Raw genomic sequence first — 20,862 nt, 5'->3', positions numbered from 1 at the left:
TGATCCCGAACGGGCGCCTTCATGGCGCCCGTTGTGCTTTACACGCAGTAACTGCTGTGAACTTGCATAAAATGGTCGTTAAGAGGATAAAGTGCGAAACTTAGTCACTTTTACATCGAGGCGTGTCGATGAAGTTCCGCTTTCTTCTCTGGGCCATGGGGCTTTTGATGGCCAGGGCCAGCCGTAACAACCCGGCATTCCAGCAGCAGCTCAAGGGCAAGGACCTGGTGTTCCAGATGCAGACCCTGGACGGCAAGGTTGCCCGGCACTTCGTCGTCAACAACGAGCGCATCAGCAGCAAGGGCGGCGCACATCCGCAGCCGGCCTTCGCCATCGCCTTCAAGGACGCTGCCTACGGCTACGCCACGATGCAGGCGGGCAACAAGCAGTTGGCGTTCATGCAGGGGATTCAGGACAAGAACATCCAGATCAAGGGCAACCCGGCGCTGGTGATGTGGTTCCAAGGCTTGATGAAATACCTGAAACCGAAGAAGAAAGGCTGAAATTGCCGGGGCTGCTGCGCAGCCCATTCGCTGGCTTGCCGGCGATTGGGCCGCAAAGCGGCCCCTCGCGATATCAGTGCGGTGCGTGAAACTGCGAAGCCAGCTCGCGCAGCAGGTTCTCGGCCTCGAGCACCTTGTTCACCACATCCTCGGCCTTGTCCCGGGTAATCCCCAGGCGCTCCAGCAACTCGTCAGGAATCTCTTCCTGCGGCCCGGAGCCAATCCCTCGTGTACGCAACAGGCGGGTCGCCAGGCACACCAGGTTGGGGAACGCCGAATACTCGCCGTCGTACGCCGGGTCGTGCTGGAAGCGCAGCGCGGTCGACAGCTCTTCGGGCATGTCCCACAGCTTCATCAGCCAGGCACCGATCTGTTCGCGGCTGATGCCTAGCAGGTGCTGTTCCACATAGGTGTGGTTCAGGTGCGGGTTCACCTCCAGGTGGCGGCAAATCAGCGAGAAGTGCGGCGGGAACACGTGCGCCAGCAGCAGGTAACCGAAGTTGTGCAGCAGCCCGGCCAGGTAGGTCAGCCCGGCTTCGGGGCGTTCTGCCCGAGGCATGGCGCGGGTCAGGCCTTCGATGATCGCGGCAGTGTAGATCGACTGCTGCCAGTAGGGTGTGGCCTGTTGCGGCTGGTCTTTCGGCAGGCTCAAGGTCTTGCCCAAGGCCAGGCCCAAGGCCAGGTTGATCACCAGGTCGAAACCCAGCACGCGCACGATGGCGTCCTCCACCGAGCGGATCTTGCCCGGCGAAGCGTAGTAGGGCGACGCCGCCCAGCTGACTACCTGCGCCGCCAGCGCCGGGTCGGTTTCGACCACGCCGGTGATGTCATCGATGCTCGCGTTGGGGTCTACCCGCAGCTTGATGATCTTCTGCGCGGTATCGGCCAGCGGCGGAATCTCGATGGTTTCTTCCAGACGCTTCTGGATGCGTCGGGCGGTGAACGCCTGAACGGCATTGGTGATTTCCAGGGTGTCGTCATGGGGGCGGTCGAGGTTGGGGCTGATGGCCTCGACCTCCTGGCCGAAGCTGCTGGCGCTGGCCTTGGCCAGCATGCGCTTGAAGTGGGCGTGCTCAATCTCTAGCAGCAGGCCGACTTCACCAGACTGGATGTACACAGTCTCGGCGTCGAGCAGGCTCTTTTCGTACTGGCACGGTGAGCTGGTCAGCGCAGGAATGGCGGGCAGGGCCTTCAGCTGGTGCTTGTCGAGCATTTGCTTGAGGCGCGGCACCGACACGGCGGTGAGCTTGCGCCCGGTCAGCTCGGCCAGGCGGTTGAGGTCCAGCAGTTGGCTCTGCGGGAACAGCACCATGAGTGCGCCGACCTCGTCGTCGAGAAGCACCGCCTGGACCCGGGAGGCCGCAGGCAGGTGCGGGTGTTCGACCACCTCACGGTAGACGACGCCGACCTTGTCGAGCAGCAGCCTGATAACAGAGGGGGCGTGTGGGGTTGCGGTGTCCAGGGCAACTTCAGTCATGGTCCGTATCCACTGATTCTTTTAAACGCGAAGTATAACCAGCCTGCGAGCAAATCTGGATCCATTCTGGGACTAGCGTCACACTTGGCCATATTGCTGGCCATGGCGCAGCCAGCGGTCGAGCAGCGGGCTGACATGGTCCGGCCAGCGGGCCACCAGGGCCTGGGCGGCATCGCGCACAGCCGGTAACAGGTCGGCATCGCGCATCAGGTCGGCGACCTTGAATTGCAGCAGGCCGGTTTGGCGTGTACCCAGCATTTCGCCGGGGCCGCGCAGTTCGAGGTCTTTCTCGGCAATGATGAAGCCGTCGTTGGTCTCGCGCATGATCCCTAAGCGTTCGCGGCCAATCTGCGACAGTGGCGGGTGGTACAACAGCACGCAATGGCTGACGGCACTGCCCCGGCCAACCCGGCCGCGCAGCTGGTGCAACTGGGCCAGGCCCAGACGTTCTGGGTTTTCGATGATCATCAGGCTGGCGTTGGGGACGTCCACGCCGACTTCGATGACCGTGGTCGCGACCAGCAGCTGCAATTCGCCGGCCTTGAACTGGGCCATGATTTCGGCTTTTTCCGCAGGCTTCATGCGGCCGTGGATCAGGCCCACACGCAATTCGCCCAAGGCGCTGCCGAGTTCTTCATAGGTGCTTTCGGCGGCCTGGCAGGTCAGCTCTTCGGATTCTTCGATCAGGGTGCACACCCAGTAGGCCTGACGCCCCTCGGCGCAGGCGGCGCGAACCCGTTCGACCACCTCGAAGCGGCGGCTGTCGGCTACCAGCACGGTGTTTACCGGCGTGCGTCCAGGGGGTAATTCGTCGAGCACCGAGGTGTCCAGGTCGGCGTAGGCGCTCATGGCCAAGGTGCGCGGAATAGGGGTGGCGGTCATGATCAGCTGGTGCGGGCACAATTCGCCTGCCACGCCTTTCTTGCGCAGGGCCAGGCGTTGCTGCACGCCAAAACGGTGCTGCTCGTCGATGATCGCCAGGGCCAGATGCTTGAACTTCACTTCTTCCTGGAACAGCGCGTGGGTGCCGACCACCATGGGCGCACCGTTGGCGATCTGCTCCAGGGCGCTGGCCCGGGCCTTGCCTTTGAGCTTGCCGGCCAGCCAGGCCACTTCGATGCCCAGCGGTTCGAGCCAGCGCTTGAAGGTGATGAAGTGCTGTTCGGCGAGGATCTCGGTGGGCGCCATCAGTGCCACCTGATAGCCCGCTTCCAGCCCTTGCAGTGCTGCCAGGGCGGCAACCACGGTCTTGCCGGCACCGACATCGCCCTGTACCAGGCGCATCATTGGCTCGTGCTGGCTGAGGTCGTAGGCAATTTCGTTGGCCACGCGCTGCTGTGCGCCGGTAGGCTGAAAGCCCAGGTTTGCCAGGTACTGCGCCTGCAGGCGCGTGGCCTTGGGCAGCACCGGCGCCCGCAGGCTGCGCAGGCTCTCGCGCAGGCGTTGCTGCGACAACTGGTGGGTCAGCAGCTCTTCAAAGGCCAGGCGGTGCTGGGCCCAGTGCTGGCCTTCGGCAAGTTCATCAAGGTCGGCGTCGGCCGGCGGGTTGTGCAGGTAACGGATGGCATCGTCCAGCGGCGCCAATTGGTAGTCCCGGGCCAGCTCGTCAGGCAGCCAGTCGGGCAGGCTGCGCGGGCCAAGCAGGCCCAGGCTCTGCTGGCACAACAGGCGCAGGCGTTGCTGGGTGAGGCCTTCGGTGGACGGGTAGATCGGCGTCAGGGTCTGTTCCACCGGTGGCGGCGGCTCGTCACCATTCAGTGCGCGGTACTCCGGGTGGTAGATTTCCAGGCCCGAGGCACCGGGGCGGGCTTCGCCGTAGCAGCGCAGGTGGGTGCCACGTTTCAGGCCTTCCTTCTGCGCGTTGCTGAAGTGGTAAAAGCGCAGGCTCAGCACGCCGGTGCCGTCACCCAGGCGCACCACCAGGCTGCGTCGCTTGCCCATGGTCACGTCGGCGCCGCTGACCACGCCCTCGATCACGGCATCCTGCCCTGGGCGCAATTGGCCGATCGGCACCACACGGGTGCGGTCCTGGTAGCGCAGGGGCAGGTGGAACAGCACATCCTGCAGGTTCTCCAGGCCGACCTTGGCGAGTTTTTCCGCCATGGCCTCGCCAACGCCCTTGAGTACCGTGACCGGGACCTTCGACAGCTCACTCATGACTCAGGCCGTTTGTTCCGCAGGGGCTTTGGCGACCGAGCACAGGCGGATCGAGTCGGCGAGGATCTCGATGGCCTTTGGCCGCGGGAAGCTGGCGCGCCAGGCGATGGCCACGGTACGGAACGGTGCCGGTGCCGTCAGTGGGCGAACTTCGATGACCCCAGGTGCATAGTGGTGGCTGTGCACCGCCGACAGCGGCAGGATCGACACGCCAAGGCCCGACGCCACCATGTGGCGGATGGTTTCCAGCGAGCTGGACTCGACGGTGGTGTGCCTGGCGCCTTCGCCCCCCTTGTTCAGGGTAGGGCAGGCTTCCAGTACCTGGTCGCGGAAGCAGTGGCCCTCACCAAGCAACAGCAGGCTCTTGTCGTTGAGCATGGCGGTGTCGATGGTCTTTTTCGCCGTCCATGGGTGGTCGGCGGGCATCAGGGCGCAGAACGGCTCATCGTACAGCGGCAGGGTCAGCACATCGGCTTCGTTGAACGGCAGGGCGATGATCACTGCGTCCAGCTCGCCGTTACGCAGCTTTTCACGCAGTACGTGGGTGAAGTTTTCTTCGATGTACAGCGGCATCTGCGGCGCTACGCGATGCAGTTGCGGAATCAGGTGCGGGAACAGGTACGGGCCGACGGTATAGATGGCACCGACCTTGAGCGGGGCAGTCAGCTGGTTCTTGCCGGCCTGGGCCAGCTCGCGGATGCCCTGGGCCTGCTCCAGTACCTTCTGTGCCTGGGCGACAATGCTCTCGCCGACGGGGGTCAGGCGTACCGCGCTTTTGCTGCGCTCGAAGATCAGAACGCCAAGCTCATCCTCGAGCTTCTTCACACCGACCGACAGGGTCGGCTGGCTCACATGGCAGCGTTCGGCGGCATGGCCGAAATGCTGTTCCTGGGCGAGTGTGACGATGTAGCGTAATTCTGTGAGGGTCATAACGTGCGTCCATGAAGTTGCGGGCCCAGCATAGCGGCTGCAATCGATAGACGCACGTTATCAGACTTGCCGATTTGTGACAGAAGCAAAAGTCTTAGCGGCGGTCCAGCGAGTAGACGAACGGTGCCACGACTTCGATCGTGCCATTGTTCAGCAACTCGGGTGGCGGCTTGGGTACCGTGCCGGCCCGACGGATCATTTCAAGGGTTGCCCGGTCCAGTGCGGCACTGCCCGACCCACCTGCCATGGAGTACGACACGACCTTGCCTTCGGCGTCGACCACGAAGCGCAGGCGGTTGATGCCTTGCAAGCCGCGACGGCGCGCGTCTTCCGGGTAGCGCTTGTACTTGGCCAGGTGGCGCAGCAGGTCGCTCTGCCAGGTTGGCAAGGCGTTGCTGTTGGACGCAATGCTCGGCGCCGGTGCCGCGGACTTCTGCGGTGGCGTATTGCTGGGCGGTGCGTCTACCGTTTGCTCGGTAGGTGGCGCTTCCTTAGGCGGCTCAGGCTTTTTCTCGGGCTTCGGCGGCTGGGGCTTGGCCTTCGGCTTGGGCGGCTTGGGGATGGCGATCTTGGGCTTGGGTGCTTCCGCCAGCTTGGGCAACGGCGGTTCTTCGACCGGTGCCGGTGGCTGCGGAGCCGCTTTCGGTGGTGGTGGTGGCGCAGGCTCCGGTAACGGTGCCAGCTCCACCATCATCGCTGCCGGGGGCAGCTCGATGGCCTGAGGCACCGACCAGTTGAGCGTCAGCAGCACGGCGACCACGTGCACGCCCAGCACGATCGCCAGGCTGCCACCGTAGCGCGCCATGTTTGAGCGCGTTTTCGTCATTTCTTGGCTGCCGTCTCGAGACCTACCAGACCGACCTTGAGGTAGCCGGCCGCCCGCATGTTGTTCATCACTTCCATCAGGTCGCCGTAATCCACGCCTTTGTCAGCCTGGAAGAAGATGGTGGTTTCCTTGTCACCCTTGGTCTTGGCGTCGAGCATCGGGCCAAGCTGGTCGGGCGCCGCAACCTGATCGTCGCCGACGTACAGCTTCTGGTCGGCCTTGACGCTGACGAACACCGGTTTCTCGGGCCTGGGCGCCGGCTTGGCGGTTGAAGCCGGCAGGTCGACCTTGATGTCGACCGTGGCCAAGGGGGCAGCGACCATGAAGATGATCAGCAGCACCAACATCACGTCGATGAACGGCGTAACGTTGATTTCGTGGTTTTCGGCGAGGTCGTCGCCACCTTCGTTGAGATGCAGGCCCATGGCTTACCCCACTTTCACCATGTGCGGGGCGGCGCGCTCGCTGCCCTGGTGGTCCAGGTCACGGCTGACCAGCAGCAGTACCTGAGCGGAGGCGTCGGACACCTGGGCCTTGTAGCCAGCGATGGAGCGGGCGAAGACGTTGTAGATGACCACAGCCGGGATTGCAGCGACCAGGCCCAGGGCGGTGGCCAGCAGGGCTTCGGCGATACCTGGGGCAACCACCGCCAGGTTGGTGGTCTGGGTCTTGGCGATGCCGATGAAGCTGTTCATGATGCCCCACACGGTACCGAACAGACCGACGAAAGGCGCGGTGGAGCCGATGGTGGCGAGCACGCCGGTGCCGCTGCTCATGGTGCGGCCGCTGGCGTGCACCAGGCGCTCCAGACGGAAGCTGACGCGTTCCTTGATACCTTCTTTTTCGCGGGCGTTGGCCGACAGGCGCATCTCTTCGAGGGCATCGTGGACCAGGGTATGGGCCAGGGTACCTTCCTTGTTGGAGACTTCGCTCGCGTCTTTCAGGGTGGTGGATTTCTTCAGCTGGGCGATTTCGCCACGCAGGCGACGTTTGGCGCCCATCAGCTCGAAGCCTTTGGCGATCCAGATGGTCCAGGTAATGATGGAGGCGATGGCCAGGCCGATCATGACGATCTTGACCACGATATCGGCGTTTTTGTACATGCCCCATGGGGACAGGTCGTGGGCCATGCCCAGCGAGGTGTCTTCAACCAGCGCCTCAACGTTCGGGTCTACCGCAGCCGGTGAAGCAGCAGCGTTGGCAGCAGGAGCCTGCGCATCGGCAGCCGGGGCAGCAGCAGGTGCGGCCGGGGCAGTGGCAGCAGCAGGCGCGGCGGCGTTGGCGGTTGGCTCATCGGCCATGGCCACCGGGGCCAGCACCAGGCTGAGTGTCAGCGCGGCGATGGCGCGCCAGGCGCGCGACGGGGTTGGCGAAGCGGAAGGTTGAATACGTGTCATGCTGGCCGGACCTGATGAAGAAATAAAGTGAGCGTTCTCCAAGGCCTCGAGGTAGGCCGAGAACAAATTGGCGGCCATTATTGCAAGTAATTCTTGTTAACAAAAGTAATCTTGTTGCTTTTTTCGCCTATGGTCTAGCCATCCATCGTGTAGCGTGGGTGGGCTGATCAATTGGTCTAGGGAGTTCAGAGATGTCAGACCTTTCCGTGATGGTGGTGGGTTGTGGTGATGTAGGTGGGCGTCTGGCCCTGCAAATGCTGGGTAAAGGCTGGCAGGTAAGCGGCTTGCGCCGCGCTGTCGGGCAGCTGCCTGCGGGCGTTCAACCGGTTGCCGCGGACCTGGCCGAACCGTCGATCCCGCAAGCCTGGCCACAGGGCACGCTGGATTATCTGGTGTACTGCGTGGCGGCCAGCCAGCACGACGAGGCCGGTTACCAGGCGGCTTATGTGGATGGCTTGCGCCATGTGCTGGCCTGGCTGGCCGAGCGAGGCCAGCGCCCCCGTCGCCTGTTGTTCGTCTCCAGCAGCAGCGTGTATGCGCAGAAGGACGGCGAGTGGGTCGAGGAAGGCGCAGCCACAGAGCCCGAAGGTTATTCCGGGCGTGTGATGCTGGAGGCTGAACGGCTGGCGCTGGCCAGTGGTATCCCGGCGAGCGTGGTGCGCCTGACCGGCATCTATGGCCCAGGCCGCGAGTGGCTGTTGAGCCAGGTGCGCCAGGGTTACCGTGTGGCCGAAGAGCCGCCGCTGTATGGCAACCGCATTCATGCCGAAGATGCCGCCAGCCTGTTGGCGTTTCTGCTGCAGGCCGATGCGGATGGCAAGGTGCTGGACGACTACTACATTGGCGTTGATGACGACCCGGCGCCCCTGGCCGACGTGGTGGCCTGGCTGCGGGCATACATGGGGGTTACCGAGTGGTCCGATGAGCAGCGGGTTCGGCGTACTGGCAGCAAGCGCTGCAGCAACGCCCGGGCCCGGGCGCTGGGCTGGGCACCGGAGTACCCAAGCTACAAGGAAGGGTATGCAGCCATCCTGAAAGGAGGGCGTTGAATTTACCGGCCTCTTCGCGGGTAAACCCGCTCCCACAGGGGTATCACAAGGCCTGAAGACAGTGATTACCCGCTAAGAGGCCAGTGCATTCAGTGCAAATGCAGCAGGATTCAGTTCTGCTCCAGCACCCACTGGCGCTTGCCCGCCGCAAGCTCCGGCATTTCATCCGGTTGCGCACGGTTCACTGCCTGGAAAATCTCCAGCTTGTCGCCAGTTCGCTTGATGATGAACGGTGCACCACGCTGGTTACGCTCCAGCCACAGGCTGTCATTGCTGCCGCCCATGGTCGCGCAGTCACCTGCCAGGCACAGGGCAAAACGGTCCGGCCCCGGCAGGCCGGTGACGTTGCCGGTGTCGCTGAAGCGCACGCTGGCACCTTTGCCCTCACCTTCGACCACCTTCCAGTTGCCGCCCAGGTAGGCCTGGTACAGCGCTTTCTCGAAGCTGCTGCCCAGCGGCGCATTGGCAGTTGCCGGCGCCTTGGCACGCACGAAGGTCTGCTTGGCGCCACGCTGGTCGACGGCTTGCAGCTCGTCACCGTCGAGCGACAGCTGCTCGGTCTGGCCGCCCTCGAAGCTGGCCTGCCATTGCTTTTCGTTGCTGCTCAGCTGGCCGTCAGCGGCCTCGAAGCCATTGCTGTAGCTGGCCTGCTGGCTGGCAACGTCGAGCTTCCATTCGAACACGGGGCCGTGTTCATTCAGCGCTTGGCGCAGGCTGCCGCCCTTGACCGCTGCAGTGATGGCCTCCTGGTTGATCCAGGTGCCGTTGAAATCTTCGGGTTTGTGGCTGGCGCAGCCGCCCAGTAGCAGGGCTGCCAGCGCGATGGGCAGTGCTTGACGCATGACGGGGTAACCTTGCAAAAGGAGGAGTGACGGGCAGGGCGCCCGTCACCGGGGCATCACTCGATGACCAGGATGGCGTCCATTTCGACCTGGGCACCTTTCGGCAGCGCGGCAACGCCGATGGCGGCACGGGCCGGGTAGGGTTGCTCGAAGTAGCGGCCCATCACCTCGTTGACCTTGGCGAAGTGGCTCAGGTCGGTGAGGAAGATGTTCAGCTTGACGATGTCCTTGAACGAACCGCCAGCGGCTTCAGCCACGGACTTGAGGTTCTCGAATACCTGCACGGTCTGGGCTTCGAAGCCTTCGACCAGTTCCATGGTCTTCGGGTCCAGCGGGATCTGGCCCGACATGTACACCGTGTTGCCGGCCTTGATCGCCTGCGAGTAGGTGCCGATGGCGGCTGGGGCCTTGTCGCTCGTGATGACGGTCTTGCTCATGATGACTCCTTGCGGTTGGCGGACTACGTACGCATGCGGGTGATGCGGACCACGCCGGTCAGGGTACGCAGCTTCTTGATCACACGCGCCAGGTGCACACGGTCGTGCACGCTGACCACCAGTTGGACCACGCTGATACGGCCGTCGCGTTCGTCCATGCTGATCTTCTCGATGTTGCCGTCGGCGGCGTTGACGCTGCTGGCCAGCAGGGCAATAAGGCCGCGCTGGTGCTCCAGTTCGACACGCAGTTCGACATTGAACTCACCGGTGATGTCCTTGGCCCAGGAAAGCTGCACGCATTTTTCCGGGTTGTGGCGGATTTCACTGATGTTGCGGCAATTTTCCAGGTGCACGACCATGCCCTTGCCGGCCGACAGGTGGCCGACGATCGGGTCGCCAGGGATTGGCGTGCAGCATTTGGCGTAGCTCAGCACCAGGCCTTCGGTGCCACGGATCGCCAACGGGCCTTCCGGCGCAGGCAACTGCTCGCCGTCAGCCGACAGCAGGCGGCGTGCGACCACGTAGGCCATGCGGTTGCCCAGGCCGATGTCTTCGAGCAGGTCTTCGATCAGTTCCAGGCGGTACTCGGCGAGAATCGCCTGGATGCGCTCCTGGGGGATTTTATCCAGGCTGCTGTCAAAGCCGGTGAGTACCTTGTTCAGCAGGCGCTCGCCCAGGCTGATGGACTCGGAGCGGCGCTGTTGCTTCAGGGCGTGACGGATGTGCGTACGCGCCTTGCCGGTCACCACGAAGTTGAGCCAGGCCGGGTTCGGCCGAGCGCCGGGGGCGCTGACGATTTCCACCGTCGAGCCGCTTTGCAGCGGTTCGGACAGCGGCGCCAGGCGGCGGTTGATGCGGCAGGCGATGCAGCTGTTGCCGACGTCGGTGTGTACCGCGTAGGCGAAGTCCACCGCCGTGGAGCCTTTGGGCAGCTCCATGATGCGGCCTTTGGGCGTGAACACGTAGACCTCGTCCGGGAACAGGTCGATCTTCACGCTCTCGATGAATTCGAGTGAGTTGCCGGCACGTTGCTGCAACTCGAGGATACCTTTGACCCACTGCCGCGCGCGGGCATGGCTGCCCTTGGGCTGCTCGTCGTCGTTGGACTTGTACAGCCAGTGCGCGGCGATGCCGTTGTTGGCCATCTCTTCCATTTCGCGGGTGCGGATCTGGATTTCGATGGGCACGCCGTGCATGCCGAACAACGTGGTGTGCAACGACTGGTAGCCGTTGGCCTTGGGGATCGCGATGTAATCCTTGAAGCGACCAGGCAGCGGCTTGTACAGGTTATGCACGGCGCCGAGCACGCGGTAGCAGGTGTCGACCTTGTCGACGATGATGCGGAAGGCATACACGTCCATGATCTCGTTGAAGGCACGGCGCTTGCCGCGCATCTTCTTGTAGATGCCATAGAGGTGTTTCTGCCGGCCGCTGACCTCGCCTTCGATGCCGTCGGCAGCCAGGCAGTTGGCCAGCGAGTGTTCGATCTTGGCGACGATCTCTTTACGGTTGCCGCGTGCGCTTTTCACCGCCCGGTGAATCAGCGACGAGCGCATTGGGTGCATGGCCTTGAAACCCAGGTCCTCGAACTCCACGCGCACGGTGTGCATCCCCAGGCGATTGGCGATAGGGGCGTAGATTTCGAGGGTTTCCTTGGCAATGCGCCGGCGTTTTTCGCCGGACAGCACTTCCAGGGTGCGCATGTTGTGCAGGCGGTCGGCCAGCTTGACCAGAATCACGCGAATGTCGCGGGCCATGGCCATGGCCATTTTCTGGAAGTTTTCGGCCTGCGCCTCGGCCTTGGTCTCGAAGTTCATCTGGGTCAGCTTGCTGACCCCATCGACCAGTTCGGCCACCGTCTCGCCAAACTGCTGGCTGAGGGCTTCCTTGGCGATACCGGTGTCTTCGATCACGTCGTGCAGCATGGCCGCCATCAGGCTTTGATGGTCCATGTGCATGTCGGCGAGGATGCTGGCCACGGCCAGCGGGTGGGTCACGTAGGGCTCGCCGCTGCGGCGGCGCTGCCCATCGTGGGCCTGTTCGGCGTAGAAATAGGCGCGCCGGACCAGGTTGACCTGTTCGGGGCCAAGGTAGGTCGACAGCCGTTCGGCCAAGGCTTCTATACCCGGCATGGGTTGACCTCCTGCGGAGGAAGAGGGCCTTGCGCCGTGCGACGTCGACCTGGCATCAATCAGACAGCCTCGTTGTTCTCGTCCTCGAAGGCGGCGAAGACCGGATCCTCGGTGACGATCTCTTCTGCGGCGATGAACTCGTTGGTGACGATGCCTTCGGCGATTTCACGCAGGGCAACAACGGTCGGCTTGTCGTTTTCCCACGCTACGCGTGGTTCTTTGCCGCCGGTCGCCAGCTGGCGAGCGCGCTTGGTCGAGAGCATGACCAGCTCGAAGCGGTTATCCACGTGTTCCAGGCAGTCTTCAACAGTTACGCGGGCCATGGTCTTCCTCAGTAGCAAATGCGGTGGGCGTGCAGCCCAGTAATGGGCAGGCGGACTCGATAGTATAAAAATTCACCAGCCAATAGGGAAGCGCTGTTTTGCCGGGCGGTCACCTTGAAGCACTGTGTTTGCTTCTTCGCGGGTAAACCTGCTTCCACAGGCACCGCCTACCCTGTGGGAGCAGGTTTTGCCGCGAAAGTGCCGGACCAGACAGCCGCAATACTTGAGCCCGACGATAACCTCAGAGCATCGCGCCACGCAACCGCGGCGTCAGCTCTTCGAACAAGGTCTGCACCGAGCGCAGCGCCCGGCAATCCGGCCGGGTCAGTAGCCAAAGCTGAGTGTCGCAACCCGGTAGCGGTCCGCTCAGCGCTTCCACGCCGGGCAGGGCGTGCACCATGTAATCCGGCAGCGCCGCCACGCCCAGGCCGGCGGTTACCAGCTGGGCGATGGTCGACATCCCGCTGCACTGGTAGCGCGGGCTCAACCCAGGGTGCTGCTGGTTGCGCCAGACCACCGTGGGGTGGTCCTGCATCGAGTCGTCGGGGGCGATCCATGGCACGCTGACGGCCGATTCTGCCAGGCGCTCGCGCCACTGCGGCTGGCCGCAAACCACATAGGATGTTGACCCCAGGTTGCGACCTACCAGGTGCTCCGGTGGTGTATTGGTCAGGCGCAGGGCAATGTCGGCGTCACGCCGGCTGAGGTTGGCGAAGGTATTCGAGGTGCCCATCTCCAGCGACAGGGCCGGGTAGTTGGGCATGAACTCGGCCAGCGCCGGCAGCAGCAGGCTATGCATCACCGCCTCGGTGCAGGTCACCCGCACCGTGCCGCTGACCACCTGCTCGCCACTGGTCATGGCAATGCGTGCCGCCTCCAGCGCCTGCTCGGCGCGCTCGGCCTGCTCGGCCAGGGCCTGCGCGGTGTCGGTCGGCAGGTAGCCCTTGCGGCTCTTGACGAACAAGGCGGTGCCCAGCGCCGACTCCAGCCGGCGGATCGAGCGGAACACCGTCGAAACGTCGACTTTGAGGAGCTCGGCGGCCTTGGCCAGCGAGCGGCCACGCTCCAGTGCCAGGACCAGGGAGAGGTCGGCGTGGGTGATCTGATATTGCATTGGTGCACGCTCTGCTTGCCGAATTGCCAATGTCTGTTGCGTCGGGGCCATTTTATAGTGAAACCGCCCCCCGGAATCAATGCGTCCGGTCGGGTAACCAATCCCCACGATGGGAAAGTGAAAAAAACAACAGCTGCAACCATCGTCGCCCGTGAGGCGCCAGCCGTATCCCCACATCGCCGCAGCACATCAAAGGATGTACACCATGACGTCGGTAACCCCGTGCGCCAGTTCTTCCAGCGAGATGAATGACTTCCTCCAGGCCCACCCGGACACACAGTACGTCGACCTGCTGATCTCCGACATGAATGGCGTGGTACGTGGCAAGCGCATCGAGCGGGCCAGCCTGCACAAGGTGTACGAGAAAGGCATCAACCTGCCGGCTTCGCTGTTCGCCCTGGACATCAACGGTTCCACGGTCGAAAGCACCGGCCTTGGCCTGGACATTGGCGATGCCGACCGCATCTGCTTCCCGATCCCCGGCACACTGTCGGACGAGCCATGGCAGAAACGCCCCACCGCCCAGCTGCTGATGACCATGCACGAGATCGAAGGCGCGCCGTTCTTTGCCGACCCGCGTGAAGTGCTGCGTCAGGTGGTGAGCAAGTTCGACGACCTGGGCCTTACGATTTGTGCTGCGTTCGAGCTGGAGTTCTACCTGATTGATCAGGACAACCTCAACGGCCGCCCGCAGCCGCCGCGCTCGCCCATTTCCGGCAAGCGTCCGCAGTCGACCCAGGTGTACCTGATCGACGACCTCGACGAATACGCCGACTGCCTGCAGGACATGCTCGAAGCGGCCAAGGAGCAGGGCCTGCCTGCCGATGCCATCGTCAAGGAAAGCGCCCCGGCGCAGTTCGAGGTCAACCTGCACCACGTGGCTGACCCGCTGAAGGCCTGCGACTACGCGATCCTGCTCAAGCGGCTGATCAAGAACGTGGCCTACGACCATGAAATGGACACCACCTTCATGGCCAAGCCCTACCCGGGCCAGGCAGGCAACGGCCTGCACGTGCATATTTCGTTGCTGGACAAGAAAACCGGCAAGAACATCTTCTCAAGCGATGACCCGCTGCAAAGCGACACGTTGCGCCACGCCATTGGTGGTGTGCTGGAGACGATGCCGGCATCGATGGCCTTCCTCTGCCCGAACATCAACTCCTACCGCCGCTTCGGTGCGCAGTTCTATGTGCCCAATGCGCCGAGCTGGGGCCTGGACAACCGCACCGTGGCCGTGCGCGTACCTACCGACAGCAGCGACAACGTGCGCCTGGAACACCGCGTGGCCGGCGCCGACGCCAACCCGTACCTGATGCTTGCGGCAGTCCTTGCCGGCGTGCACCACGGCCTGACCAACAAGGTCGAGCCGGATGCGCCGATCGAAGGCAACTCCTACGAGCAACTGGAACAGAGCCTGCCGAACAACCTGCGTGATGCCCTGCGCGCGCTGGACGACAGCGAAGTCCTCAACCAATACATCAGCCCGGACTACATCGATATCTTCGTGGCCTGCAAGGAAAGCGAACTGGCCGAGTTCGAAGTGTCGATCTCCGACCTTGAGTACAACTGGTACCTGCACACGGTGTAAGCCCATGAGCGCAAATGCGGTCCCCCTGATCGGTGTCAGCGCCTGCCGCCAGCAGGTGGGGAAGAACTCGTCGCATACAGTAGGCGACAAGTATGTCGAGGCGGCCGGCTTTGCCGGTTTGCCGCTGATCTTGCCGGCCCGTGACGGCGGCAGTGACACGCAGGCGCTGCTGGCCCGTCTGCACGGCATTGTTTTTACCGGCTCGCCTTCAAATATCGAACCGCATCATTACAATGGCGCCCCTAGCGCGGCGGGTACCCGGCACGATCTGGCGCGCGATCGCCTGACCCTGCCGCTGCTGCAGGCGGCAATTGCCGCTGGTGTGCCGGTGTTCTGCATCTGCCGTGGTTATCAGGAACTGAATGTGGCGTTGGGTGGCAGCCTGCACCAGCGCGTGCAGGAATTGCCCGGTTACCTTGACCACCGCGAACCTGAGGACGCACCCCTGGAGGTGCAATACGGCGCTCGTCACCTTGTCGGCATCGAGCCAGGCGGGTTGTTCGAGCGCCTGGGGCTGGCTGAGCAGTTCGAGGTCAACTCGCTGCACAGTCAAGGCATCGAACGCCTGGCGCCCGGCCTGCGTGTCGAGGCGCGGGCCCCGGATGGCCTGATCGAAGCGGTGTCCATGCCCGCAGCGCCGGGCTTTGTGCTCGGCGTGCAGTGGCACCCGGAATGGCGCTTCACCGAAAACCCGGTTTCGCTGCGCCTGTTTCAGGCGTTTCGCGAGGCCTGCATTGCCTACGCAGCACGGGAGGGCGCACGGCAGGAAACAGTCTGACGTCAGCCGAAGGTCTCGGATGACCGGTCCCCGGCAGCAAGCTTTCAATGAGTGAAAGCAGGCCTTGTGCGCAAGGCCTGCGAAAACAATTCCAAAATTTACGGCAAATACTCATGAGCAATTATACAGAAGCCGGCCGCCCACCCGATGTGGCGGCCGACGCAGGCAACACCCAGCGCGGCAAGGGCTTGGCCAAAGGCCGCTTGGGCCTGCTGGCCAGCGTGGTGCTGGGCATTTCCACCATCGCCCCGGTCTACACCCTGACGGGCGCCCTCGGCCCGACCGTGCGCGAGGTGGGTGCCCACCTGCCAGCGGTGTTCATCGTCGGCTTCCTGCCGATGCTGCTGGTGGCCCTGGGCTACCGCGAGCTGAACTCGGCAGAGCCGGACAGCGGTACTTCGTTTACCTGGTCGGCGCGTGCCTTTGGCCCGATGATCGGGTGGATCGGCGGCTGGGGGCTGGTGGTCGCCACCACCATCGTGCTGTCGAACCTGGCGGGTGTAGCCGTCGACTTCTTCTACCTGTTCCTTGGCCAGATCACCGGCAAGCATGAGCTGGCAGCATTGGCCGACAATCTGTTGATCAACATCAGCACCTGTTGCGTGTTCATCGGCCTGGCCGTGTGGATCTGCTGTCGTGGCATCGCCACCACCATGACCGTGCAGTACGGCCTGGTGGCCCTGCAGTTGCTGGTGCTGATCGGCTTTGCCTTCGCCGCCTTCGGCGGCACCACTGCGCCGCCACCGCTGGCGTTCGATTTCGCCTGGTTCAACCCGTTCGGTGTCGAGTCGTTCTCGGCCTTTGCTGCCGGGCTGTCGCTGTCTATCTTCATTTTCTGGGGCTGGGACACGTGCCTGACCGTCAGCGAAGAGTCGGTGGGCAGCGAAGAGGTGCCGGGCAAGGCTGCCACCTGGACCGTTATGTTGATCCTCGGGCTGTACCTGTTCACCGCTATCGCCACTCTGCAGTTTGCCGGTATCAGCGAAACCGGGCTGGGCCTTAACAACCCACGCATCCAGGAGAACGTCTTCGCCCACCTGGCCGGCCCGGTCATGGGGCCGCTGGCGATCCTGATGTCCATCGCCGTGCTGGCCAGCACCGCGGCATCGCTGCAGTCCACCTTCGTGGCGCCGGCGCGGACTCTGTTGGCCATGGGTTACTACGGTGCGGTACCGCAGAAGTTTGCCAGCGTCTGCCCGCGTTCGCAGACCCCACGCTACGCCACCATTTGCGCTGGCCTGGCAGCAGGCCTGTTCTACGTGACCATGCGTACCCTGAGCGAGAACGTGCTGGCGGATACCATCACCGCGTTGGGCATGATGATCTGCTTCTACTATTCCCTGACCGCGTTCGCCTGCGTCTGGTATTTCCGCGACAGCCTGTTTGACAGCCTGCGCCACTTCATCATGCGCGGCCTGTGCCCGTTGACAGGTGGGGTGATCTTGTCGGTGATTTTCGCGCGCACCGCCATCGACAGCGCCTCGCCGGACTTCGGCAGTGGCTCGCATGTGGGCGGGCTGGGGCTGGTGTTCGTGATTGCCGCGATCATCTCGGTGCTCGGCATCGGGCTGATGATGCTGTCGCGCATGCGCGCGCCGGCTTACTTCCTGGGGGCTACCCTGCGTCAGCAGGCTACCCTGCCGCTGCAGGAATGACTGGAAGGGGCTGCTCTGCAGCCCATTCGCGGGACAAGCCCGCTCCCACAAATACTGCGCCGACATTGAAGGCAGCGGTTGTCCTGTGGGAGCGGGCTTGTCCCGCGAATGGGCCGCAAAGCGGCCCCATCGTTTTCAGCCAACCAACTGTTTCAGCAAGGCCCCGTGGCGCTGCTGCTGTTTCTTCAGCACCAGGCGATTAGAACGGAACACCGACTTCAAATCTTCCAGCGCGACGTCGAAATCATCGTTGATGATCACGTAGTCATACTCGTCGTAGTGCACCATCTCGCTCACCGCTTCCTTCATGCGCCCGGCGATGATCTCTTCGCTGTCCTGCCCACGGCCGTCCAGGCGCTGACGAAGGGCTTCCTGGCTTGGCGGCAGGATGAACACCGACAATGCCTGCGGCATCAACTTGCGCACCTGCTGGGCGCCTTGCCAGTCGATTTCCAGGATCAGGTCATAGCCCTGGTCCAGGGTGTGCTGCAGTGCACTGCGCGAGGTGCCATAGAAGTTGCCGAACACTTCTGCATGCTCCAGGAAGTCGCCTTGCTGGATCAGCGCCTTGAACTCCTCATGGACAACGAAGTGGTAGTTCACTCCGTGCTCCTCGCCCGGGCGCATGGCGCGGGTGGTGTGCGAGACCGAGACGCGGATTTGCTGGTCGTCCTTGGTCAGGGCCGTTACCAGGCTGGTCTTGCCGGCGCCCGAAGGGGCCGAAACGATGTAGAGGGTGCCGCTGCTGTGGTTCATGGTCGGGGTGGCCTTACTCGATGTTCTGTACTTGTTCACGCATCTGTTCGATCAATACCTTCAGGTTGACCGCCGCTTGCGTACTGCGTGGGTCGAAGGCCTTGGAGCCGAGGGTGTTGGCTTCGCGGTTGAGTTCCTGCATCAGGAAGTCCAGGCGCCGGCCGGCGGCGCCGCCACCCTTGAGCACCCGACGCACTTCGGTGACGTGGGTGCTGAGGCGGTCGAGTTCCTCGGCCACGTCGCTCTTCTGGGCCAGCAGCACCATCTCCTGCTCCAGGCGCTGCGGGTCGAGTTCGGCCTGCATGTCGCCGAAACGGTCGAGAATCTTCTGCCGCTGCGCCGCCAGCATCTGCGGCACCAGGGCGCGCAGGGTGGTGACTTCGCTGGTCATGTTGTCCAGGCGCTCGTTGATCAGCCGGGCCAGTTCCTGGCCTTCGCGCTGGCGGCCAGCCTTGAGTTCGGCCAGGGCTTCGTCGAACAGTGCCATGGCCTCGGCGTTCAGCGCCTGTGGGTCGCTGGTGTCTGCCACCAGCACGCCTGGCCACGACAGCACTTCCAGCGGGTTCAGCGGTGCCGGCTGCTTGATCAGGCCGGCCACTTCCTCGGCGGCGGCGACAAGCTGTGCGGCGCGCTCGTGGTCTACCTTCAGCGGCTTGCCGTTGCTGTCTTCATTGAGGCGCAGGGTGCATTCCACCTTGCCCCGTGAAAGGCCCTGGCGCAGGCCTTCGCGCACGGCGCCTTCGAGGTCGCGCAGGGCCTCGGGCAAGCGCAGGTGGGGTTCCAGGTAACGGTGGTTGACCGAGCGCAGCTCCCAGATCAGGGTGCCTTGGCTGCCGGCGCGCTCGACACGAGCAAAAGCGGTCATGCTGTGCACCATGGGGAGTACCTCGCGTAGATGTATGAACGGTGGGAGCCTCTCGGCTGCAAGGCGCAGGATTGTAGCGCAGTGGGGCCTCGGCGCCCAATCCACCCATGTTACAGAGGGGTGGCCACGGCAGTCGGAAAAGGCGACGGGCTGTGTCGGGCGCGACAATAGGCATGTCTTCCCCGCGCTGCGGGCTCTATAATGCTCGGCAGATTCAAAGTCCCAGTACAGGTATCCCAGATGAAACGTCCAAGTGGTCGCGCCGCCGATCAGCTCCGCTCGATCCGCATCACCCGCAACTACACCAAGCACGCCGAAGGGTCGGTACTGGTCGAGTTCGGTGACACCAAGGTCATTTGCACGGTCAGCGTGGAAAACGGTGTGCCGCGCTTCCTCAAAGGCCAGGGCCAAGGCTGGCTCACCGCAGAGTACGGCATGCTGCCGCGTTCCACCGGCGAGCGTAACCAGCGCGAAGCCAGCCGTGGCAAGCAGGGTGGCCGCACCCTGGAAATCCAGCGCCTGATCGGCCGTTCGCTGCGCGCTGCGCTGGACATGAGCAAGCTGGGTGACATCACCCTGTATGTCGACTGCGACGTGATCCAGGCCGATGGCGGCACCCGTACCGCGTCCATCACCGGTGCCATGGTCGCCCTGTGCGACGCCCTGGCGGTAATCAAGAAGCGCGGTGGCCTTAAGGGCGGCAACCCGCTCAAGCACATGATTGCTGCCGTGTCGGTAGGCATGTACCAGGGCCAAGCCGTGCTCGACCTGGATTACCCGGAAGACTCCGCTGCCGAAACCGACCTGAACGTGGTGATGACCAGCGCCGGTGGCTTCATCGAAGTGCAGGGCACCGCTGAAGGCGCGCCGTTCCAGCCGGAAGACTTCAACGCCATGCTGGCGCTGGCGCAGAAGGGCATGAACGATATCTTTGAGCTGCAGCAGGCGGCTCTGGCTGACTGACTGTTTGGGGCCGCTGCGCGGCCCATTCGCGGGACAAGCCCGCTCCCACAAGATTTGTACAGCTTTCCAGCCATGCATGAATCCTGTGGGAGCGGGCTTGCCCTGCGAATGGGCTGCGCAGCAGCCCTGGCATGCTCCCACAAGCTTTGTACAGCTTTCCAGCCATGCATGAATCCTGTGGGAGCGGGCTTGTCCCGCGAATGGGCTGCGCAGCAGCCCTGGCACTCAGATGGTCAACGTCCAGTCATAATCCACGATAAGCGGCGCATGCTGGGAGAAGCGCGGCTGACGCGGCAGGCGGGCGTTGCGCACGAAGCGGCGCAGGCCCGGCGTGAGGATCTGGTAGTCGAACCGATAGCCCAGGTTGAGCATCTCGGCCTGCTCGTTGTCTGGCCACCAGCTGTACTGGTCACCTTCACGGCTGACTTCACGCAGGGCATCGACGTAACCCATCTCGCCGGTGATCGCATCCATCCAGGCGCGTTCCGGCGCCAGGAAGCCCGGCGACTGCTGGCTGTCACGCCAGTTTTTGATGTCGAGCTTCTGCTGCGCCACGTAGAACGAGCCGCAATAGATGTATTCGCGACGCTTGCGACGCTGTTTGTCCAGGTACTTGGCGAAGTCGTCCATCAACTTGAACTTCTGGTTCAAGTCTTCGTCGCCGTTCATGCCCGAAGGCAGCAGCAGGCTGGCAATACTGACTTTGTCGAAATCTGCTTGCAGGTAACGCCCGTAGCGGTCGGCTGTCTCGAAGCCCAGGCCGGTGATGACTGCCTTGGGCTGCATGCGCGAGTAAAGGGCCACACCACCTTGGGCAGGCACCTCCGCGTCGCAGGCATAAAGGAAATAGCCATCGAGCTGGAAAGCTGGGTCATCGAGTTCAAAGGCCGAGGCGCGGGTATCCTGAAGGCAGATGACGTCGGCATTCTGGGCTTGTAGCCAGCTGAGCAAACCACGCTCGGCCGCAGCCTGAATGCCATTAACGTTCACACTGATGATCCGCATAAATGGCCCCAAAAATCTCGTGCGTGTATGATACCCGAGCTCAACCCATTTAGCTAAATCCGTGG

20 protein-coding genes are annotated in these 20,862 nt (G+C 63.3%); 6 read left to right on the top strand and 14 right to left on the bottom strand.

Annotated features, from left to right (window positions below):
• The first annotated feature begins 128 nt into the window (after nt 1-128).
• On the top strand, nt 129-503 hold the full coding sequence (locus CKW35_RS14980; RefSeq protein WP_016502241.1) for an SCP2 sterol-binding domain-containing protein: 375 nt from the start codon (nt 129-131) through the stop codon (nt 501-503).
• Nucleotides 504-576: 73 nt separating this feature from the next.
• Here CKW35_RS14980 and CKW35_RS14975 read toward each other — a convergent pair whose 3' ends face one another.
• The 6 genes from CKW35_RS14975 to exbB form a co-directional block, all read right to left on the bottom strand.
• Nucleotides 577-1,980, bottom strand: a complete 1,404-nt coding sequence (locus CKW35_RS14975) for an aminoacyl-tRNA deacylase and HDOD domain-containing protein (RefSeq protein ID WP_060519709.1) — start codon at nt 1,978-1,980, stop codon at nt 577-579.
• Between the two features lie 78 nt (nt 1,981-2,058).
• The gene (recG, locus tag CKW35_RS14970) at nt 2,059-4,137 is read right to left on the bottom strand and encodes an ATP-dependent DNA helicase RecG (RefSeq protein WP_016489833.1); all 2,079 of its coding nucleotides are present in this window, start codon (nt 4,135-4,137) and stop codon (nt 2,059-2,061) included.
• A gap of 3 nt (nt 4,138-4,140) precedes the next feature.
• A complete protein-coding gene (locus CKW35_RS14965) occupies nt 4,141-5,067 on the bottom strand; it encodes a hydrogen peroxide-inducible genes activator (protein ID WP_016489832.1) in 927 nt (308 codons plus the stop codon).
• Between the two features lie 94 nt (nt 5,068-5,161).
• Entirely contained in the window at nt 5,162-5,893 is a 732-nt protein-coding gene (locus CKW35_RS14960; protein WP_016489831.1) for an energy transducer TonB, read from the bottom strand.
• Nucleotides 5,890-6,318 carry a TonB system transport protein ExbD gene (exbD, locus tag CKW35_RS14955; RefSeq protein ID WP_003253367.1) on the bottom strand — a complete coding sequence of 143 codons (429 nt, stop codon included), beginning with the start codon at nt 6,316-6,318 and terminating at the stop codon, nt 5,890-5,892. The genes CKW35_RS14960 and exbD overlap by 4 nt, the downstream gene beginning before the upstream one ends.
• 3 nt (nt 6,319-6,321) lie before the next feature.
• Nucleotides 6,322-7,290 carry a tonB-system energizer ExbB gene (exbB, locus tag CKW35_RS14950; protein WP_024717847.1) on the bottom strand — a complete coding sequence of 323 codons (969 nt, stop codon included), beginning with the start codon at nt 7,288-7,290 and terminating at the stop codon, nt 6,322-6,324.
• Nucleotides 7,291-7,481: 191 nt separating this feature from the next.
• Between exbB and CKW35_RS14945 the strand changes: the two genes are divergently transcribed.
• Nucleotides 7,482-8,339 carry an SDR family oxidoreductase gene (locus CKW35_RS14945; RefSeq protein ID WP_095116240.1) on the top strand — a complete coding sequence of 286 codons (858 nt, stop codon included), beginning with the start codon at nt 7,482-7,484 and terminating at the stop codon, nt 8,337-8,339.
• Between the two features lie 110 nt (nt 8,340-8,449).
• Here CKW35_RS14945 and CKW35_RS14940 read toward each other — a convergent pair whose 3' ends face one another.
• From CKW35_RS14940 to CKW35_RS14920, 5 genes are all read right to left on the bottom strand, one after another.
• Complete coding sequence (locus CKW35_RS14940; protein WP_016489828.1) at nt 8,450-9,181, bottom strand: hypothetical protein; 732 nt, start codon at nt 9,179-9,181, stop codon at nt 8,450-8,452.
• Nucleotides 9,182-9,237: 56 nt separating this feature from the next.
• Entirely contained in the window at nt 9,238-9,618 is a 381-nt protein-coding gene (locus CKW35_RS14935) for a RidA family protein (RefSeq protein ID WP_016489827.1), read from the bottom strand.
• 23 nt (nt 9,619-9,641) lie between these two features.
• Nucleotides 9,642-11,750 carry a bifunctional GTP diphosphokinase/guanosine-3',5'-bis pyrophosphate 3'-pyrophosphohydrolase gene (gene spoT, locus CKW35_RS14930; protein WP_016489826.1) on the bottom strand — a complete coding sequence of 703 codons (2,109 nt, stop codon included), beginning with the start codon at nt 11,748-11,750 and terminating at the stop codon, nt 9,642-9,644.
• Nucleotides 11,751-11,809: 59 nt separating this feature from the next.
• On the bottom strand, nt 11,810-12,073 hold the full coding sequence (gene rpoZ / locus CKW35_RS14925) for a DNA-directed RNA polymerase subunit omega (RefSeq protein WP_003253383.1): 264 nt from the start codon (nt 12,071-12,073) through the stop codon (nt 11,810-11,812).
• A gap of 241 nt (nt 12,074-12,314) precedes the next feature.
• A complete protein-coding gene (locus tag CKW35_RS14920; protein ID WP_016489825.1) occupies nt 12,315-13,187 on the bottom strand; it encodes a LysR family transcriptional regulator in 873 nt (290 codons plus the stop codon).
• Nucleotides 13,188-13,392: 205 nt separating this feature from the next.
• Here CKW35_RS14920 and CKW35_RS14915 point away from each other — a divergent pair, with 205 nt between their 5' ends.
• The 3 genes from CKW35_RS14915 to CKW35_RS14905 all read left to right on the top strand — a co-directional run bounded on the left by CKW35_RS14915 (nt 13,393) and on the right by CKW35_RS14905 (nt 17,208).
• Nucleotides 13,393-14,775: a glutamine synthetase family protein gene (locus CKW35_RS14915; RefSeq protein WP_016489824.1), complete on the top strand. Its 1,383-nt coding sequence runs from the start codon at nt 13,393-13,395 to the stop codon at nt 14,773-14,775.
• 4 nt (nt 14,776-14,779) lie between these two features.
• Nucleotides 14,780-15,553, top strand: coding sequence for a gamma-glutamyl-gamma-aminobutyrate hydrolase family protein (locus CKW35_RS14910; protein ID WP_023046965.1), 774 nt, complete (start codon nt 14,780-14,782; stop codon nt 15,551-15,553).
• A gap of 113 nt (nt 15,554-15,666) precedes the next feature.
• Entirely contained in the window at nt 15,667-17,208 is a 1,542-nt protein-coding gene (locus CKW35_RS14905; RefSeq protein ID WP_016489822.1) for an APC family permease, read from the top strand.
• Between the two features lie 135 nt (nt 17,209-17,343).
• Here CKW35_RS14905 and gmk read toward each other — a convergent pair whose 3' ends face one another.
• The gene (gene gmk, locus CKW35_RS14900; RefSeq protein ID WP_016489821.1) at nt 17,344-17,964 is read right to left on the bottom strand and encodes a guanylate kinase; all 621 of its coding nucleotides are present in this window, start codon (nt 17,962-17,964) and stop codon (nt 17,344-17,346) included.
• 13 nt (nt 17,965-17,977) lie between these two features.
• Nucleotides 17,978-18,841, bottom strand: a complete 864-nt coding sequence (locus CKW35_RS14895; RefSeq protein WP_095116238.1) for a YicC/YloC family endoribonuclease — start codon at nt 18,839-18,841, stop codon at nt 17,978-17,980.
• Between the two features lie 228 nt (nt 18,842-19,069).
• Here CKW35_RS14895 and rph point away from each other — a divergent pair, with 228 nt between their 5' ends.
• On the top strand, nt 19,070-19,792 hold the full coding sequence (rph, locus tag CKW35_RS14890) for a ribonuclease PH (protein WP_095116236.1): 723 nt from the start codon (nt 19,070-19,072) through the stop codon (nt 19,790-19,792).
• A gap of 225 nt (nt 19,793-20,017) precedes the next feature.
• On the opposite strand, the gene CKW35_RS14885 is transcribed toward rph, so the two are convergent.
• Nucleotides 20,018-20,797 (bottom strand): exodeoxyribonuclease III, encoded by a 780-nt coding sequence (locus tag CKW35_RS14885; protein ID WP_003253401.1) that lies wholly within the window; start codon nt 20,795-20,797, stop codon nt 20,018-20,020.
• Nucleotides 20,798-20,862 lie beyond the last annotated feature (65 nt).

It is taken from the genome of Pseudomonas sp. Irchel 3F3 (genome assembly GCF_900187545.1).
GTDB lineage: Bacteria > Pseudomonadota > Gammaproteobacteria > Pseudomonadales > Pseudomonadaceae > Aquipseudomonas > Aquipseudomonas fortuita.
This window is presented reverse-complemented; position numbering and strand designations above follow the sequence as displayed.

Bases quoted from the DNA above. Each gene is read 5' to 3' on its own strand.
- CKW35_RS14980 (WP_016502241.1), top strand. From the start codon at position 129: ATGAAGTTCCGCTTTCTTCTCTGGGCCATGGGGCTTTTGATGGCCAGG.
- CKW35_RS14975 (WP_060519709.1), bottom strand. From the start codon at position 1,980: ATGACTGAAGTTGCCCTGGACACCGCAACCCCACACGCCCCCTCTGTT.
- recG (WP_016489833.1), bottom strand. From the start codon at position 4,137: ATGAGTGAGCTGTCGAAGGTCCCGGTCACGGTACTCAAGGGCGTTGGC.
- CKW35_RS14965 (WP_016489832.1), bottom strand. From the start codon at position 5,067: ATGACCCTCACAGAATTACGCTACATCGTCACACTCGCCCAGGAACAG.
- CKW35_RS14960 (WP_016489831.1), bottom strand. From the start codon at position 5,893: ATGACGAAAACGCGCTCAAACATGGCGCGCTACGGTGGCAGCCTGGCG.
- exbD (WP_003253367.1), bottom strand. From the start codon at position 6,318: ATGGGCCTGCATCTCAACGAAGGTGGCGACGACCTCGCCGAAAACCAC.
- exbB (WP_024717847.1), bottom strand. From the start codon at position 7,290: ATGACACGTATTCAACCTTCCGCTTCGCCAACCCCGTCGCGCGCCTGG.
- CKW35_RS14945 (WP_095116240.1), top strand. From the start codon at position 7,482: ATGTCAGACCTTTCCGTGATGGTGGTGGGTTGTGGTGATGTAGGTGGG.
- CKW35_RS14940 (WP_016489828.1), bottom strand. From the start codon at position 9,181: ATGCGTCAAGCACTGCCCATCGCGCTGGCAGCCCTGCTACTGGGCGGC.
- CKW35_RS14935 (WP_016489827.1), bottom strand. From the start codon at position 9,618: ATGAGCAAGACCGTCATCACGAGCGACAAGGCCCCAGCCGCCATCGGC.
- spoT (WP_016489826.1), bottom strand. From the start codon at position 11,750: ATGCCGGGTATAGAAGCCTTGGCCGAACGGCTGTCGACCTACCTTGGC.
- rpoZ (WP_003253383.1), bottom strand. From the start codon at position 12,073: ATGGCCCGCGTAACTGTTGAAGACTGCCTGGAACACGTGGATAACCGC.
- CKW35_RS14920 (WP_016489825.1), bottom strand. From the start codon at position 13,187: ATGCAATATCAGATCACCCACGCCGACCTCTCCCTGGTCCTGGCACTG.
- CKW35_RS14915 (WP_016489824.1), top strand. From the start codon at position 13,393: ATGACGTCGGTAACCCCGTGCGCCAGTTCTTCCAGCGAGATGAATGAC.
- CKW35_RS14910 (WP_023046965.1), top strand. From the start codon at position 14,780: ATGAGCGCAAATGCGGTCCCCCTGATCGGTGTCAGCGCCTGCCGCCAG.
- CKW35_RS14905 (WP_016489822.1), top strand. From the start codon at position 15,667: ATGAGCAATTATACAGAAGCCGGCCGCCCACCCGATGTGGCGGCCGAC.
- gmk (WP_016489821.1), bottom strand. From the start codon at position 17,964: ATGAACCACAGCAGCGGCACCCTCTACATCGTTTCGGCCCCTTCGGGC.
- CKW35_RS14895 (WP_095116238.1), bottom strand. From the start codon at position 18,841: ATGGTGCACAGCATGACCGCTTTTGCTCGTGTCGAGCGCGCCGGCAGC.
- rph (WP_095116236.1), top strand. From the start codon at position 19,070: ATGAAACGTCCAAGTGGTCGCGCCGCCGATCAGCTCCGCTCGATCCGC.
- CKW35_RS14885 (WP_003253401.1), bottom strand. From the start codon at position 20,797: ATGCGGATCATCAGTGTGAACGTTAATGGCATTCAGGCTGCGGCCGAG.